14 protein-coding genes and 1 other RNA gene are annotated in these 16,199 nt (G+C 65.1%); 11 read left to right on the top strand and 4 right to left on the bottom strand.

Annotated elements, in window-relative coordinates; genetic code table 11:
• Positions 1-114: 114 nt before the first annotated feature.
• The gene (locus AC1Q64_RS01950) at positions 115-1,431 is read left to right on the top strand and encodes a TIGR03862 family flavoprotein (protein WP_492250325.1); all 1,317 of its coding nucleotides are present in this window, start codon (positions 115-117) and stop codon (positions 1,429-1,431) included.
• Positions 1,432-1,506: 75 nt separating this feature from the next.
• Here the strand turns inward: AC1Q64_RS01950 and ffs are convergent.
• An RNA gene (gene ffs / locus AC1Q64_RS01945) (signal recognition particle sRNA small type) lies at positions 1,507-1,603 on the bottom strand.
• 102 nt (positions 1,604-1,705) lie between these two features.
• On the opposite strand from ffs, the gene dnaX reads away from it, so the two are divergent.
• The 6 genes from dnaX to AC1Q64_RS01915 all read left to right on the top strand — a co-directional run bounded on the left by dnaX (position 1,706) and on the right by AC1Q64_RS01915 (position 7,146).
• Positions 1,706-3,685, top strand: a complete 1,980-nt coding sequence (gene dnaX / locus AC1Q64_RS01940) for a DNA polymerase III subunit gamma/tau (protein WP_492250265.1) — start codon at positions 1,706-1,708, stop codon at positions 3,683-3,685.
• 229 nt (positions 3,686-3,914) lie between these two features.
• Entirely contained in the window at positions 3,915-4,247 is a 333-nt protein-coding gene (locus AC1Q64_RS01935) for a YbaB/EbfC family nucleoid-associated protein (protein WP_055398201.1), read from the top strand.
• 244 nt (positions 4,248-4,491) lie between these two features.
• Entirely contained in the window at positions 4,492-5,082 is a 591-nt protein-coding gene (recR, locus tag AC1Q64_RS01930; protein ID WP_056067274.1) for a recombination mediator RecR, read from the top strand.
• Positions 5,083-5,196: 114 nt separating this feature from the next.
• Positions 5,197-5,622 carry an MAPEG family protein gene (locus tag AC1Q64_RS01925; protein ID WP_291433098.1) on the top strand — a complete coding sequence of 142 codons (426 nt, stop codon included), beginning with the start codon at positions 5,197-5,199 and terminating at the stop codon, positions 5,620-5,622.
• 154 nt (positions 5,623-5,776) lie between these two features.
• The gene (locus tag AC1Q64_RS01920) at positions 5,777-6,832 is read left to right on the top strand and encodes an ABC transporter substrate-binding protein (RefSeq protein WP_492250264.1); all 1,056 of its coding nucleotides are present in this window, start codon (positions 5,777-5,779) and stop codon (positions 6,830-6,832) included.
• A 161-nt stretch (positions 6,833-6,993) separates the two neighbouring features.
• Positions 6,994-7,146 (top strand): DUF3096 domain-containing protein, encoded by a 153-nt coding sequence (locus AC1Q64_RS01915; RefSeq protein WP_015013605.1) that lies wholly within the window; start codon positions 6,994-6,996, stop codon positions 7,144-7,146.
• 74 nt (positions 7,147-7,220) lie between these two features.
• Here the strand turns inward: AC1Q64_RS01915 and AC1Q64_RS01910 are convergent, their stop codons facing one another.
• Positions 7,221-8,750: a transglycosylase SLT domain-containing protein gene (locus AC1Q64_RS01910; RefSeq protein ID WP_492250263.1), complete on the bottom strand. Its 1,530-nt coding sequence runs from the start codon at positions 8,748-8,750 to the stop codon at positions 7,221-7,223.
• The gene (gloB, locus tag AC1Q64_RS01905) at positions 8,747-9,523 is read right to left on the bottom strand and encodes a hydroxyacylglutathione hydrolase (protein ID WP_291433091.1); all 777 of its coding nucleotides are present in this window, start codon (positions 9,521-9,523) and stop codon (positions 8,747-8,749) included. The genes AC1Q64_RS01910 and gloB overlap by 4 nt, the downstream gene beginning before the upstream one ends.
• Between gloB and AC1Q64_RS01900 the strand changes: the two genes are divergently transcribed.
• The 4 genes from AC1Q64_RS01900 (at position 9,522) to AC1Q64_RS01885 (ending at position 15,696) form a co-directional block, all read left to right on the top strand.
• Positions 9,522-10,376: a class I SAM-dependent methyltransferase gene (locus AC1Q64_RS01900; protein WP_492250262.1), complete on the top strand. Its 855-nt coding sequence runs from the start codon at positions 9,522-9,524 to the stop codon at positions 10,374-10,376. The two genes, gloB and AC1Q64_RS01900, sit on opposite strands and share 2 nt — an antisense overlap.
• A 75-nt stretch (positions 10,377-10,451) precedes the next feature.
• Positions 10,452-10,901: a ribonuclease HI gene (rnhA, locus tag AC1Q64_RS01895; protein WP_015013609.1), complete on the top strand. Its 450-nt coding sequence runs from the start codon at positions 10,452-10,454 to the stop codon at positions 10,899-10,901.
• Positions 10,902-11,084: 183 nt separating this feature from the next.
• Entirely contained in the window at positions 11,085-12,500 is a 1,416-nt protein-coding gene (locus AC1Q64_RS01890) for an efflux RND transporter periplasmic adaptor subunit (RefSeq protein ID WP_492250261.1), read from the top strand.
• 40 nt (positions 12,501-12,540) lie between these two features.
• A complete protein-coding gene (locus AC1Q64_RS01885) occupies positions 12,541-15,696 on the top strand; it encodes an efflux RND transporter permease subunit (protein WP_492250260.1) in 3,156 nt (1,051 codons plus the stop codon).
• A 144-nt stretch (positions 15,697-15,840) separates the two neighbouring features.
• Here AC1Q64_RS01885 and AC1Q64_RS01880 read toward each other — a convergent pair whose 3' ends face one another.
• Positions 15,841-16,167, bottom strand: coding sequence for a thioredoxin family protein (locus tag AC1Q64_RS01880; protein ID WP_492250259.1), 327 nt, complete (start codon positions 16,165-16,167; stop codon positions 15,841-15,843).
• Positions 16,168-16,199: the final 32 nt, after the last annotated feature.

The raw sequence follows: 16,199 nt of genomic DNA, 5'->3' as shown, positions 1-16,199 counted from the left end.
ACGGCTGCTCCAGCCCCCCGCAGCGCAACGCCCCTTATTTAGCAAGGCCCTCCTGTGTCCCACACCCTTCCTCCTTCCGATACCCGCCCCGCATCCGCCTCGTCTGCGGAGGCTTTGCAGTGCGACGTGGCCATCATCGGCGGTGGCCCCGCCGGCCTGATGGCCGCAGAGGTGTTGGCTCAGGCGGGGGTGGCCGTGCACCTGTTTGACGCCATGCCTTCGGTGGGACGCAAGTTTCTGCTCGCGGGCAAGGGCGGGCTCAACCTCACGCATTCCGAGCCGCACGCGCCTTTTGTAAGTCGCTATGCCGGGCGCGAATCACAGATTGAGCCTCTGATTCAGGCTTTTGGCGGCCCCGAGCTGCGCGCTTGGGCGCAGGGGCTGGGGGTGGAGACCTTTGTGGGCACTTCGGGCCGTGTGTTTCCTGCCGACATGAAGGCCGCGCCGCTGCTGCGCGCCTGGCTGCAGCGCTTGCGCGGGCAGGGCGTGCTGTTCCACATGCGCCACCGCTGGCTGGGTTGGGCCGAGGATGGCGCTCTGCGCTTGGCTGCACAGGCTGGCGAGGTGCGGGTGGCGGCCAAGGCCGTTGTGCTGGCGCTGGGCGGCGGCAGTTGGGCGCGCCTGGGGTCTGATGGTGCATGGGTGCCTCTGCTGGCGCAGCGGGGCGTGGCCGTGGCCCCGCTGCGCCCGTCCAACTGCGGTTTTGACGTGCTGCGTGCCGACGCACCAGCGGGCGAAACGCGACGCGCCTTTTTGCAGGAGTTGTTGGGACGCACGCCTGCACCGACCGTGGGCTGGACGCCGCATTTTGCCGAGCGTTTTGTGGGCCAGCCTTTCAAGACCGTGGTGCTCAACTTCACCGACAGCCAGGGCCACAGCTTCAGCCGTCGGGGCGAGTTTGTGGTCACGGCCACGGGAGTCGAAGGCAGCCTTGTTTACGCCGCGTCGCATCTGTTGCGCGACGAAGTGCAAGCCCACGGCCATGCCACCTTCCACCTCGACCTGTTACCTGACCATGCGCCTGAGCGCGTTCTGGTGGAGGTGCGCCACCCTCGCGGCTCCCGGTCGCTTTCCAGCCACCTCAAGAGCCGCCTGGGCCTGGACGGCATCAAGGCCGGCATCCTGTACGAGCACCTGGGCAAGGACGGCATGAACGACCCTGTGGCACTGGCCCATGCGATCAAGGCATTGCCCATCACCGTGGTGGCCGCGCGGCCGCTGGACGAAGCCATCAGCACGGCGGGTGGCGTGGCTTTTGAGGCACTGGACGTGCACCTCATGGCCACAGCCTTGCCAGGCGTGTTCTGCGCGGGCGAAATGCTGGATTGGGAGGCACCCACCGGGGGCTATCTGCTGACCGCCAGCATGGCCAGCGGCCGTATGGCGGGGGAGGGGGCGCTGCGCTGGCTGGGGCAATCCGCAGGGGCTTGAGTGAGCGTGAGGCGCCCGGCGCGCTACGGAATTCTAGAGGGGAGAGTTTTTGCGCGACTGCGCAAAAAAGAAGAAGTTGACGAGCCTTACCCCCGGCACTGACTCCACAGTTAGGGCTGCTTGGTTCCCCACCTGACCCGGTTGGCCGCTTCACCATGCGAGGAGGCCCGTCACCGCCGATTGTACGTCGGATGAAGGCCCTGATTTTTCAGTGGCTGTTTTGTTTGCCCTGGCGGCGCCAGGGGCGCATGGCCCAGCCCGTAGAATCGACCGCATGTCCTACCTCGTGCTCGCCCGCAAGTACCGTCCCCGCAATTTCACCGAGATGGTGGGGCAGGAACACGTGGTCCAGGCCTTGTCGAATGCGCTGACCCAGCAGCGCCTGCACCACGCCTACCTTTTTACCGGTACGCGCGGCGTGGGCAAGACCACGGTGTCGCGCATCCTGGCCAAGTCGCTCAACTGCCAGGGTGCGGACGGCAATGGCGGCATCACAGCTACGCCCTGCGGCGTGTGCCAGGCCTGCACTGACATCGACAGCGGCCGCTTTGTGGACTACACCGAGCTGGACGCGGCCTCCAACCGGGGCGTGGACGAAGTGCAGAGCCTGCTGGAGCAGGCGGTCTACAAGCCGGTGCAGGGGCGCTTCAAGGTCTTCATGATCGACGAAGTGCACATGCTGACCAACACGGCGTTCAACGCCATGCTCAAGACGCTGGAAGAACCGCCCGAATACCTCAAGTTTGTACTGGCCACGACCGACCCGCAGAAGGTGCCGGTCACGGTGCTGAGCCGCTGTCTTCAGTTCAACTTGCGTCCCATGGCCCCCGAAACGGTGCTGGAACACCTGACCCGCGTACTGGCCAATGAGAACGTGCCTGCCGAGCCGCAGGCGCTGCGTTTGCTGTCGCGCGCTGCGCGGGGCTCCATGCGCGATGCGCTCTCGCTCACCGACCAGGCCATTGCGTTTGGCAGCGGTCAGCTGCAGGAAGCCGGTGTGCGCCAGATGCTGGGTGCGGTGGACCGCTCCTACGTGTTCCGGCTCATCGAAGCGCTCGCCCTGGGTGACGGGAAGACCGTGGTGGAGACCTCGGACACGCTGCGCATGAACGGGCTGTCTGCCGCCTCCACGCTCGAAGAGATGAGTGCCGTGCTGCAGCGCATGGCCGTGTTCCAGGCCGTGCCGCAGATGGCGGGGGCCGTGGATGCCGATGACCCCGAGGCAGCCGAGACAGCCCGCCTGTCTGCACTGATGCCCGCCGATGAAACGCAGTTGCTCTACAGTCTGTGCCTGCACGGGCGCGGCGAATTGGGCCTGGCGCCGGATGAGTATGCGGCTCTGACCATGGTGCTGCTGCGCCTGCTGGCCTTTAAGCCCCAGGGTGGGGTTGGCGGACCGGCTGAAAAAAAAACTCTGACGCGGGCTGAAACGCCCACTTCAGGCACCATCTCTGCAGGTGCTTCGGCAGTGCCCGGGCGTGTAGCGGCTGCGGTAATTTCTGCCCCGCAAGTTCCGTCTGCGGCCCCAGCGCCTGCAGTCACGGCCCCAGTTCCAGCAGTGGCTGCAGGCACCGCATCTTCTGGCGCCGGAGACCATCCATCAGAGTCGTTCAACGAGACTGAGCCACCCCCATGGCCAGGTTCTGACGAGCCCGGTACTGTGACCACTGCGGCTGCGCCCGCTGCCACGGCGTTGCCGGTACGCACCACCGAGAGGTTTGAGCAAAATCCCGGTGTAGCGCAATCATTCAAAGCACACAATGCTCCTGAATATGTAGCAATCCCGGTGCGTGAGTCCCCCGAGCCCGGCGAGCGGTTGCAGCCGCTTCCACTGTCTGCCCCGACCCCGGTATCTGCCCGCTACACCCCCACCGAAGAGGGGGACGTCTGGCATGCCACGGTGCAGCAACTGGTGGCAGCAGAGGCTATCACGGCGCTGGTGCGCGAACTGGCCCTGCAGTCGCAGCTGGTGGCGCGCGACGGCGGTCACTGGCTGTTGCGCGTCGAGCGCGAATCGCTCAACCAGCCCACGGCGCGCGAGCGCCTGCGTGCGGCCCTTGAAGCTGCGGGCCATGCGACCCAGATCAGCGTGGAAGTGGGCGTGGTCATCGACAGCCCTGCCCGTCGCAACGCCGCCGCCGCCGCCGAGCGCCAACGCCGCGCGGAAGAAATCGTGCACAACGACCCCTTCGTGCAATCGCTGATGCGTGACTACGGCGCGAGAATCGTGCCGGGCAGCATCAAACCCGCGTGAGATGAAACACCCCCTGAGTCGCCTTCGGCGCCTTCCCCCTCTCTCGCTTCGCGGGAGGGGAACGCTCCCAGCGCGGCGGGGCGGCCCTTGCGCGGGAGCACTGGTCTGGGCAGCGGCAGTTTCGATGGCCGCTAACGGCGCAAAGCACAATACCGTGAATTTCGGATACTGAATTTCAGTCCCCACGTGGGAATCGATCAACCAGAAAGAAAGCAAAGGAAACCACACCATGTTCAACAAAGGACAACTCGCCGGCCTCATGAAGCAAGCCCAGGCGATGCAGGACAACCTCAAGAAGGCTCAGGACGAACTGGCTTTCATCGAGGTGGAGGGTGAATCGGGCGCGGGTCTGGTGAAGGTGGTCATGACCTGCAAGCACGATGTCAAGCGCATCACCATCGACCCGAGCCTGCTGGCCGAAGACAAGGACATGCTGGAAGATCTGGTGGCGGCTGCGTTCAATGCGGCGGTGCGAAAGGCGGAGGAGACTTCTTCGGAGAAGATGGGCAAGCTGACGCAAGGTATGCCTGGCCTCCCCGGCGGTATGAAATTCCCTTTCTGAGGGTTGGCTACCGAGCGGGTCATCTACGTCGTTGGGCGGTGCTCGCCATCCTCACGTACTTCAAGTACGTTCCGGTGGCTGTGCTCCGTCCGCCTAGCAGCTGATCCCGCTCGCTACGCCCTTGAGGGTGGGTGTAAAGGCAGGGGTAAATTCCCGTTGTTTTCCCGCATCCGTTTGGGCTTGGCCTGTTGAGCCTCGCTCCACTGCTTCGTACGACCTTACGCGCCTTATCTCCAGCCTTTCCATGTCCACCACCAACTCCCTCGATGTTTTGATCCAGGCGCTGCGTCGGCTGCCGGGGGTTGGGGTGAAGTCTGCGCAGCGCATGGCGTTTCATTTGCTGCAGCATGATCGCGAAGGGGCGCTGGCGCTGTCGCGGGCGCTCTCGGAGGCGGTGGGCACCGTGCACCACTGTGCGCGTTGCCATACGTTCACCGAGGCGGAAGTGTGCAGCACCTGTCTAGACCCTGACCGCGATGCCACGCGGCTGTGTGTGGTCGAGACGCCGGCTGACCAGTCGGCGCTGGAGCGCACCGGCGCCTTCAAGGGGCTGTACTTTGTGTTGATGGGGCGGCTCAGTCCGCTCGATGGTGTCGGTCCCAAGGAGATCGGCCTGCACAAGCTCATGGAGCGCGCCACGGATGGCACCGTCCAGGAGGTGATTCTGGCCACCAACTTCAATGCCGAGGGGGAGGCGACGGCGCATGTGATCAGCGAGGCACTCAAGAGCCGTGGGTTGCACGTCACGCGGCTCGCGCGCGGCGTGCCTGTGGGCAGCGAGCTGGAGTATGTGGACCTGGGCACGATTGCGCATGCGCTGGTGGATCGCCGGTGACGCAGAGGCCGCTGCCAGCCCGTTTCCTGGACAACGTCTGCGGCTAAAATACTCTCAATTTAATAGCTACCAGTGCTTGTATTTGCTGCGCTGGTGCTCTCAAAAGCATCCAAAATGAATACCACCCTGCACGTCGCGCGGTTCACCGTGGCCTACTGGTGCGTGCTGTTCGCCGCACTGCTGCCCATCGCTTGTGCCTGGTTGGCCAAAAGTGGCAACTTTGGCAAGTCCCGCAAAGAAGGCGGTTTTGACAACCACGACCCGCGCGGCTGGCTCTCGCGGCAGTCCGACTGGCGCGGGCGCGCCAACGCAGCGCAGGCCAACAGCTTCGAAGCGCTGCCGTTTTTCATTGGTGCGGTCATCATTGCGCACCTGCTGGGCGCGGGGCAGACGCTGCTGGACCTGCTGGCGTTGTTGTATGTCTTCCTGCGCATCTTCTACGTGATGATGTACGTGGCTGACATGCCGATGGCACGCAGCGCAGTCTGGGCGGGTGGCTTTCTGGTCAACATCGCCATCCTGTTCATCGGTTACCGTTGACAGCGCCGGGTGCGTGCCACCCGTCTTGCGGTGTGCTGCAGCTGAAGCCTGCCTATCGCGGTACGTAGTAACCCGCAGGGATTCACCCTGATGCGGTTTCGCCTGCGCTGCGGCACGATTGTTGCAATGCAGCATTGTCTTTTTTCCTGATTTCATGCCTCTGCCTTCACTCACTCGCCGCGCCTTCGGCGCCGTATCCGCCTTGTCGGCGGCTGCGGTGTGGGCGCCTGCCATCCGGGTGCATGCGCAGACCGATGGCGCTGCACTGGGGCGCGTGACCGTAGCTGTGGGCGGGCAAGGTGTCCTGTACCACCTGCCTCTGGCGCTGGCCGATGCGTTGGGGTATTTCCGTCTGGAAGGCCTCGACGTGGTGGTACGGGATTATTCGGCGGGAGCGCTGGCCTGGCAGGCGGTGCAGGACGGTGTGGCCGATGTATGCTCCGGTGCGTTCGAGCATGTGCTACGCGCCCAGGTGCGCGGCCACGCGTACCGTGCGCTGGTGCTGCAGGGGCGGGCCCCGCAGTTGGCGCTCGGTGTGTCACTGCGGTCGGTGCCTGCGTACAAGGACCTGGGTGACCTGGCGGGGCGCAAGGTGGGTGTGTCGTCGGTGGGCTCATCCACCCATCTGGCGGCCAGTCTGATGCTGATGCGTGCGGGCGTGTCGTTGCGTGATGTGGGTTTTGTGGGGGTGGGCTCGGGCACCAATGCCATGAACGCGCTGCGTTCCGGCCAGGTGCATGCACTGTGCCATGCCGATCCCATCATGACCTTGCTGGAGCAGAAGGCGGACACCCGCATTGTGGGGGACCTGCGTTCGCTCAAGGCGGCGCAGGACATGTTCAATGGAACCATGCCCGCCAGTTGCCTGTATGCCCCGCAGGCCTTCATCCAGAAGCAGCCAGCGCAGGCCCAGGCGCTGGTCAATGGCGTCGTGCATGCGCTCAAGTGGCTGCAGACGGCAGCCCCGGCAGATCTGGTGAAGGCGGTGCCTGCCGCCTACCTGATGGGTGACCGGGGGCTGTATCTGGCGGCGTTCAGCCGGGTGCGCGAGACGTACTCCACCAACGGCCTGATGCCGGACGAAGGACCGGCCACCGCACTGCGGGTGCTGTCGCGTGTGCTGCCCGAACTGGCCGAGGCCAAGGTCGAACTAGCTCGCACCTCCACCAGCGACTTCGTGCGCAAGGCCCGCCAAAAGTACAGCGTCTGATAAGCCGCTGTGGCGGCAGGCTCCAAGGGCTCTGGCATCGACTACAGTGTCGGGCGCCTGCGATAGCACCGCAATCACACTGCGCGATATGCATCGCGCAGACCACGCGTGCAGCGGTTCTGCTGCGCCATCCTCGTTCCATTTTTCAAGGAATATCCACCATGTCGCTGAGCCTTAGCATCGGTCCGCTCGTCTCCCTGATCGCAGGCATCCTCATCCTGGTCATGCCGCGTTTGCTCAGCACCATCGTGGCGCTTTATCTCATCATCATGGGCATCCTGGGGTTGCTGGGCATGCACACGCTCCGGTTCTGATGCATGGGCCCAGCGACCGGCCAAGCAATGCCGGGCTCGCCAGGCCCAGGTGGCTTTGCTGAGGCGTCTGCGGCTCAGCGGCGCTTGACCTTGGAGGGGGATCCGCCACGCCGCGCAGGCGCTGGAGCCTGGCGTTTGCCCGAGGTGGCGGCCGATGCGCGGGCACTGCTGCCACCGCTGCGCGCCTGACTCTGGCGCACCGGCAGGTACACCACGATCTGCTGGCCCACCTTGAACGCGGCATTCGCCCGTACCTCGTTCCAGTCCGCCACGTTGGCCGCCGCCAGCTTGTAGCGCCGTGCAATGCTGGCCACCGTGTCTCCCTTGCCGGCGCGCACTGTGGTACGGCGGGTGACGATCTCGGGGGTGAGGCTCAGTTGACCGTTGTCGGCCAGGTGGGACGACACGTCTTGCCGTGTGGTGGTGGAGCGGGGCACCATCAGCGCCGAGCCCGCCTTGATGAGCATGCGCGGCGGGATGTTGTTCATGCTGCGCAGATCCGCCTCGCTCATGCCTGCACGTTGTGCTGCCTCGGCCACAGTCATGGTGGTGGGTACAGACCACACGGTCCAGCTTGCGTACTGCCCTTCGCGCTTGGCCTCCAGGTTGCGCTGGAACACCTTGGCGTTGTCCCAGGGCAGCAAAATCTGCGGTGTGCCTGCGGCCAGAATCACGGGTCGCTTGTACGACGGGTTGAGCGCCCGGAAATCCTCCTCGCGAATACCCGCCAGCGTGGCCACCAGCGACACATCGATGTCGTGTGTGATGTCCACGGTCTGAAAGTAGGGGTGGTTCTCGATCAGGGGCAGCTCTGTGCGGAAGGCATCGGGGTTGGCCACGATGTTCTTGACCGCCTGCAGCTTGGGCACATACATGCGGGTTTCCGCAGGCATGTTCAGGTCGGTGTAGGTGGTGCCCAGGCCCAGCTTCTGGTTGCGCGCAATGGCACGGCTCACGCTGCCTTCACCCCAGTTGTAGGCGGCCAGGGCCAGATGCCAGTCGCCAAACATGCCATAGAGCTTTTGCAGGTAGTCCAGCGCCGCGCGGGTTGACGCGAGCACATCCCGGCGGTCGTCGCGGAAGGCGTTTTGCTTGAGGTCGAAATAGTTGCCCGTGGCGGGCATGAACTGCCACATGCCCGCGGCCTTGGCGCTCGATACTGCCTGGGGGTTGAACGCGCTTTCGATGTAGGGCAGCAGCGCGAGCTCGGTCGGCATGCCTCGGCGTTCCAGCTCTTCAACGATGTGGAACAAGTACTTGCTGGACCGCTCTGTCATGCGCTGCATGTAGTCGGGGCGTGTGGCGTACCACTGCTCCCGGTCCTGCACCAGCTCATGCTGCAGGTCAGGCATGGCAAAGCCGCGCCGTATGCGGTCCCACAAGTCGGCGGGGGCCGACAACGACGCTACCTCGCCACTCGCGGCCCGCGCTGCGGTGATGGGTTTGAGCGGGCCGTTAGGGATGACGGGTGTGTGGGGCGTCGCCGTGCTCTTCGTGCTGGTAGTGTTGCCGCCTGCGGATCCTTGGTCCGGCGCCGAACCCGTGGTGGCGCAGCCTGTCAGCCACAAAAGGCCAGCCAGGCAGGCAATGTGCAAAATTTTCATCGGAACTCGTTTTTCCATTGACGCAGCGCGGCCAGCACCGCTACGGCGTCGTCAAGGGGCACCTGCGCGTCGTAGCCCTGGGCGGCTTGTGCCACCGGGCTCCGACGTACGCGCAGAAAGGGGTTGATGTCTCGCTCCAGCGCCATGTGCGACGGCAGTGTGGGCTGGTTCTGCGCCCGCAAGGCTTCGCATTGGCTGCTGTAGTGGAGCAGGGCGGCGTTGCCAGGTTCCACGGCCCGCGCAAACTTCAGGTTGGACAGTGTGTACTCGTGGGTGCAGCACACGCGGGTGTTGCCAGGCAGTGCGGCCAGCCGGTCCAGCGAGTCGAGCATTTGCGCGGGTGTGCCTTCAAACAGCCGGCCACAGCCGCCCGAGAACAGCGTATCGCCGCAAAACAGCAGGGGTGCACCGTCCATCTCGGGGCAGTAGTAGGCAATGTGGCCCGCCGTGTGCCCTGGCACGTCGATGACCTGGAACTGCAGCCCCAGCGTGGTGACGGTGTCGCCTTGCTCCAGTCGCAACAGCGGCTCGGGCATGCGCTCCCGCGCTGGACCATACACCTGTGCACCGGTGGCGTGGCGCAGTGCATCGACTCCGCCGACATGATCGGCATGGTGGTGCGTGACTAGAATGGCCTGCAATGACAGGCCGCAACGGTGCAAGGCCTGCTCCACCGGCGCGGCTTCTCCCGGGTCCACCACGATGGCCTGGTGGCCGTCGTGCAGCATCCAGATGTAGTTGTCGGTAAAGGCGGGCAGCGGTAGCAAGTTCATGAGCGATCAAATTATAGGTTTGCACCACTGGTTCGACTCCCCCCCCGGCCGTTATCTGCTCGCATGGGAGCAGGCGCGCTTTGACGAGGCGGTGGCGGATATCTTTGGCTACCACAGCATTCAGCTCGGCATGCCGTTGCTGGACGGCCTGCGCGCCAACCGCATGCCGCATCAGTGGCTCGCCATGGGGCAAGAGGCCGTGGAGGGTTCCATCGCCTTTGTGGAGGCTGGTGGTGACGACGGCCCGCTGCAGCGCCGCGCGGTGGATCTGCTCACCGAGCCTGTGGCTCTGCCTTTCTCTGCTGCCAGTCTGGACCTGCTGGTGTTGCCTCACACACTGGAGTTGAGCATCGACCCACATGCTGCGCTGCGCGAGGTGGAGCGGGTGCTGGTACCCGAAGGGCGTGTGGTCATCAGCGGCCTGAACCCCACCAGCCTGTGGGGCCTGCGGCAGCGGCGTGCACGCCTGTATCAGCGCCTGGGGCGGGGCACGCTGTACCTGCCCGACGTGGGGGAGTTCATCGGCTATCGCCGCCTGCGCGATTGGCTGCGGCTTTTGAACTTCGAGGTCGAATCGGCCCGGTTTGGCTGTTATCGTCCAGCGGTGCGCAGCCCGCAGTGGCTGGAGCGTTTTGGCTGGATGGACCCTTTGGGTGAGAAGTGGTGGCCCATTCTGGGTGCCGCGTATTTCCTGGTTGCTGTCAAACGGGTGCATGGCATGCGTTTGCTGGAGCCCGCCTGGCGCTCCCACCGCCAGCGCGCTGCGGGCACCGTGCCCATCGCCAACCGGGCGTCCCAGCGCGGGGTGAGTGCTTCGCGGACTGCGCCCACTGCGGCCCGGCACAAGCCTTGAGCACAGTTTTTTGTGGTTGCCATGGGGGGCCATGCCCCGCCCAGCAACCATTCACCACATTGTCAGGAACAGAGTTTGAACCAGGTAGAGATTTACACCGATGGCGCCTGCAAGGGCAATCCGGGCCCCGGCGGGTGGGGCGTATTGCTGCGCTCCGGTGCGACCGAAAAAGAGCTGTTCGGCGGCGAACTGGGCACCACCAACAACCGCATGGAGCTGATGGCGGTGATTGAGGCGTTGTCGGCCCTCAAGCGCCCCTGTGCCGTGACGCTGTATCTGGACAGCGAGTACGTGCGCAAGGGCATCACGGAGTGGATTCACGGCTGGAAGGCCAAGGGCTGGCGCACGGCCTCCAAGCAGCCGGTCAAGAACGTGGAGCTGTGGCAGCGGCTGGATGCGCTGGTCAGCACCGGCGGTCACCGCATTGAATGGCGCTGGGTGAAGGGGCATTCTGGCGACCCAGGCAACGAGCGGGCCGACGCGCTGGCCAACCGGGGCGTGGACCAGGCCCTGGGCCGCAGGTAGTCCATCGTCGACAACTCCTCCCGTGCAAGCCTCTTTGGAGGCTTTTTTTGCGCCCGCGCCAGGTACAGCCTGCAACCTCCAGCGGCGCATGCCCCGGGGATATTGCTGAGGGTGGCTGCGGCTGCATACACCCACTGTTACATTGTGTGACTGCGCATCCCACCTCACTGGATTGACTGACCCATGGCGTCCAAGAACAAGTACAAGTACATCGTTTTCGCTGTCATCGGCATGGCTGCCGCATCGGGCGCTGCCTGGTGGCTCCAGAAACCCGCACAGCCGCAGCAGCGTGCCGAGGCGGGGGCAGGCGCTGGCACACCGGCTGGCGGTGGTGCACCCGCTGGTGCTGGCCGCCCTGTGGCCGTAGAGGCAGTGACCGTGCGGCAGATGGCGCTGCGCGACGATGCTGAAGCCGTGGGCAGCCTGCGGTCGCGCCAGAGCGTGATGCTTCGGCCCGAAGTGGGCGGGCGCATCACCCAGCTCAACTTCCGTGACGGCCAGCGCGTGCAGCGCGGGCAGGTGCTGGTGCAGTTTGACGACCAGCTGCCCCGTGCGCAGATCCAGCAAAGCCAGGCCGAGCTGTCCATCGCCCAGGCCAACCACAAACGCAACCAGGAGCTGGTGGCCCAGAGCTTCATCAGCCAGCGTTCGGTGGACGAGAGTGCCGCCAACCTGGAGGTGGCCCAGGCCAAGTTGGCGCTGGCCCAGGCAACGGCCCAGCGTCTGAAGATCGTGGCCCCGTTCGATGGCATTGCGGGTATCCGGGGCGTGAGCGTGGGCGACTACCTCAAGGACGGGGCCGATATCGTCAATATCGAAGACCTTGATGCGGTCTATGTGGACTTCCGTCTGCCCGAGCGGCTGCAGAGCAAGGTGCGCCCGGGGCAGGCCGCGCAGATAGCGTTTGATGCATTGCCAGGCGCGCGTTACGCCGCCGTGGTGCAGGCCATCAGCCCGCAGATCGATGCGGATGGGCGGGCCATCGCGGTGCGTGGCTGCATCGACAACCGCCGCCTGCAGCTGCGCCCCGGCATGTTCGCGCGGGTGACGACCGTGTTTTCCGAACGCAGCGACGCGCGCGTGGTGCCCGAGGAAGCCATCGTGCCCGACGGCACCAGCCCCTATGTGCTCAAGGTGGTGGAAGGCAAGGAGCCAGGCAGCAAGGTGACGCGCCGCACACCGGTCAAGCTGGGCGCCCGTTCGCCTGGGTGGGTGGAGGTGGTCGATGGTTTGGGCACCGGCGACCTGGTGGTCACGGCGGGCCAGCAGCGCATCCGCAAGGACGGCACAGAGGTGCGCGTGGTGGAGCTGGGCAAGCAGGGCAACGGTGGTGCGGCGGCCGCAGCAACGCGGCCGGCTTCGGGCGCTTCAGGTGCTGCGACCGGGGCGGGCCAAAAGGCAGCACCAGTGGCTGATGCGCCTGCGCCTGCGCCGAGCACCTCTGCGGCATCGGCATCTCCATCTCCTGTTGCCGCCCCCTCGGGGGCCCGCGTGATGGCGGCTCGCAGCGAAACCGATCCGCTGCCCGGCCCCAACCCTTGCCAGCTGGCCGGAACCTCCAGCCGGTCCACGCCCACTGGCAGCCGCCCTCCCGTCTGACGGACTGCCTGTCGTCACCCTCTGATGCCTCTGGACTGCCATGCAACTCGCTGAAATCTCCATCCGCCGGCCGGTATTTGCCACCGTGCTGTCACTGCTGGTGCTGTTGATTGGCGCGGTGAGCTTCACGCGCCTGTCGGTGCGCGAATACCCCAAGATCGACGAACCCGTGGTCACCGTCAGCGTGCGGTATGCGGGCGCGTCGGCCGAGGTCATCGAATCGCAGGTGACCAAGCCGCTCGAAGACTCCATCGCCGGTATCGACGCCGTGGATGTGATCACCTCCATCAGCCGGGCCGAGCAAAGCCAGATCAGCGTGCGCTTTCGCCTGGAGAAGGACGCTGACAACGCCGCCGCTGAAGTGCGCGACCGCACCGCCCGTGTGCGCAACCGCCTGCCGCTCGCGGTGGATGAGCCCGTGATTGCCAAGGTAGAGGCCGATGCATCGCCCGTGCTGTGGCTCGCCTTCAGCAGCGATACACGCAGCCCGCTGGAGATCAATGACCTGATCAACCGCATCGTCAAGCCCCGGTTGCAGACGGTGACCGGTGTGGCGGATGTGCCGATTTATGGCGAGCGCAAATACGCCATGCGCGTGTGGCTGGACCCCGAGCGCATGGCCGGCTATCGCTTGACCACGCAGGACGTGGAAGATGCCATCCGCCGCAACAACCTGGAACTGCCGGCAGGCCGCATTGAATCGCAGCAGCGCGAGTTCAGCGTGACGTCCCAGACCGACCTGAAAACCCCGGCGCAGTTTTCCGACATCGTGATCCGCACGGTCAACGGGTTTTCAGTGCGCGTGCGTGATGTGGCCCGGGTTGAAGAAGGCCCTGCCAGCGACCGCAGCCGCGTGCGGCTCAATGGCCGCGATGCGATCTCGGTGGGTGTGATCCGCCAGGCCACGGCCAACCCGCTGGAGCTGTCCAAAGGCGTGCGCGCCATGATCCCCTTGCTCAAGGCCGACCTGCCGCCAGACATCGGCATCGACATTGCCAACGACAACTCGCTGTTCATCGACCGCTCCATCAAGAGCGTGTACTCCACCATCATCGAGGCCGTGGTGCTGGTCGCCCTGGTGATCTTTGTGTTCTTGCGCACGTTCCGTGCGTCCATCATTCCCATCATCACCATCCCGGTCAGCCTGGTGGGCAGTTTTGCGCTGATGTCGCTGGCCGGCTTTTCGATCAACACGCTCACGCTGCTGGCGCTGGTGCTGGCCATTGGCCTGGTGGTGGACGACGCCATCGTGATGCTGGAGAACATCTACCGCCACATCGAAGAGGGGCTCGACCCGTTTTCTGCAGCCATCAAGGGCGCACGCGAAATCGGCTTTGCCATCGTTGCCATGACGCTCACGCTGGTGGCGGTGTATGCGCCACTCGCATTCACACCCGGCCGCACGGGGCGCTTGTTCGTGGAGTTTGCGCTGGCGCTGGCCGGGGCCGTGGTGGTGTCGGGCTTTGTGGCGTTGACGCTCTCGCCCATGATGTGTTCGCTGCTGCTCAAGCACAACCCGAATCCCAATTGGTTTGACCGCTCCATGGAGCGTTGGCTCACCGCACTCTCGGATGCCTATGGCCGCCTGCTGCGCTGGATCGTCACGGCCCGCTGGGGTGGTGCGGGCGCGGGGCGCAGTGGCGTGCGGGGTGCGCTGTTCCAGGCCCGCTGGATCGTGCTGGGCGTTATGGCCCTGAGCGGCGCGGCGCTGGTGCTGGTGTTCCCCAGCATGCGGCAGGAGCTGTCGCCGCTGGAAGACCGGGGCACCATTTTGGCCAGTGTGACCGCGCCCGACGGTGCCACGCTGGACTACACCAACCGCTATGCACTGGAGCTGGAAAAGATCGGCAACACCTACCCCGAATTCGACCGCGTGTTCGCCAACATCGGCAACCCCACGGTGGCGCAAGGCAGCGTGATCTACCGTACCGTCGACTGGGAAAAGCGCGACCGCACCACGCTGGCCCTGGCCAAGGAGCTGCAGCCCAAGGTGGCGGGCCTGCCCGGCGTGAATGCCTTCCTGATCACGCCGCCATCGTTGGGCCAGGGCTTTCGCTCGCGGCCACTCACCTACGTGATCCAGACCTCGGACAGCTACGAAAACCTGAGCAAGGTGGTGGCTGCCTTCATGGCCGAGATTGCGCAGAACCCCGGCATCGTGTCCCCTGACGTGGACCTGCGCCTGAACAAGCCAGAGCTGCGCATCGAGGTCAACCGTGAACGCGCCGCCGACCTGGGCGTGAGCGTGGAAGTGGTGGCCAAGGCCATCGAGACTATGCTGGGCGGCCGCACCGTCACACGTTACAAACGCGATGCCGAGCAGTACGACGTGATCGTGCAGACCGAGGCGCGGGGCCGCACCACGCCCGAGAACATCGACACCATCTATGTGCGCGGCCGCAACGACGCGATGATCCCGCTGACCAGCCTGGTCAACGTGCGCGAAAGCGTGAGCCCGCGCGAGCTGAACCACTTTGGTCAGCGCCGCTCGGCCACCATCACGGCCAACCTGTCGTCCGACTACTCGCTGGGCCAGGCCATCACCTTCATGAACGAGACGGCGGCCAAGGTGCTCAAGCCCGGCTACACCACCGACCTGAACGACACCTCGCGGGAGTTCAAGAACTCGCAAGGCGCGCTGGGCGTGGTGTTTGTGCTGGCGCTGGTGTTCATCTTCCTGGTGCTTGCCGCGCAGTTCGAAAGCTTCATCGACCCGCTGGTCATCATGGTGTCGGTGCCGCTGTCGATGATCGGTGCGCTGCTGGCGCTCAAGTGGAGCGGCGGCTCGCTCAACGTCTATTCGCAGATCGGGCTGATCACGCTGGTGGGCCTGATCACCAAACACGGCATCCTGATCGTGGAGTTCACCAACCAGCTGCGCGAAGAGGGCATGGAGATGGTGGACGCGCTGGTCAAGGCCTCGGCCCAGCGACTGCGCCCCATCCTGATGACCACGGGGGCCATGGTGCTGGGCGCCATTCCCCTGGCTTTGGCCACGGGCGCTGGCGCCGAAACGCGCACCCAGATCGGCTGGGTGATTGTGGGTGGCATGTCGCTGGGCACGCTGCTCACCATTTTTGTGGTGCCCACCATGTACACGCTGTTTGCCCGCAAGGCGGTGCCGGGGGCCAACACAGCGGTGGCCGTGGATCAGCCAGCCCACCCAGTGCACCCGCACGACTATGTGGCCAAGTAGCCTTCAGTGGGAGTGCAAAGTGAGCTGCCAAAACAGCAGAAGCAAAGCAAGACAAGAAAGGGCCCGGCAGGGGCCTTTCTGCTTTCTGTTGTGCGGTGCCAGCGTGAGGACGGTCTGGGTCCAGCGGGTTGCAGCGCGGGTGGCTTAGGCCAGCACCGCCTGCACCGCGTTCTGCAATTCCTGGCCGCTCTGCGGGCGTACCAGGCGCGCCACTTCCTTGCCGTCTTTCATAAAGACCAGTGTCGGCCACAGCTTCACGCCGAACGTGCGGCCCAGGCGCCGGCCAGGGCCGTCTTCCACCTTGACGTGGGCAATGTCCGCGCGGTCTTTCAGGGCGGTTTCGATCAGTTGCTGGGCGCGCTGGCAGTGGCCGCACCAGGGGGTACCGAACTCGACCACCGTGGCGCCGGGCAGGCGGTCCACATCGTCTCGGGATGGGGGTTGTGCAAGGTGTTGGGCGGCGTAGGGCATTGCGTGATTCGCGGTTTGTGAACAGGGCGAGA

This window comes from Acidovorax sp. GW835-FHT14G06 (assembly GCF_058793595.1).
The sequence above is the reverse complement of the archived record's forward strand: the minus strand, read 5'-3'. Positions and strand labels throughout refer to the sequence as shown.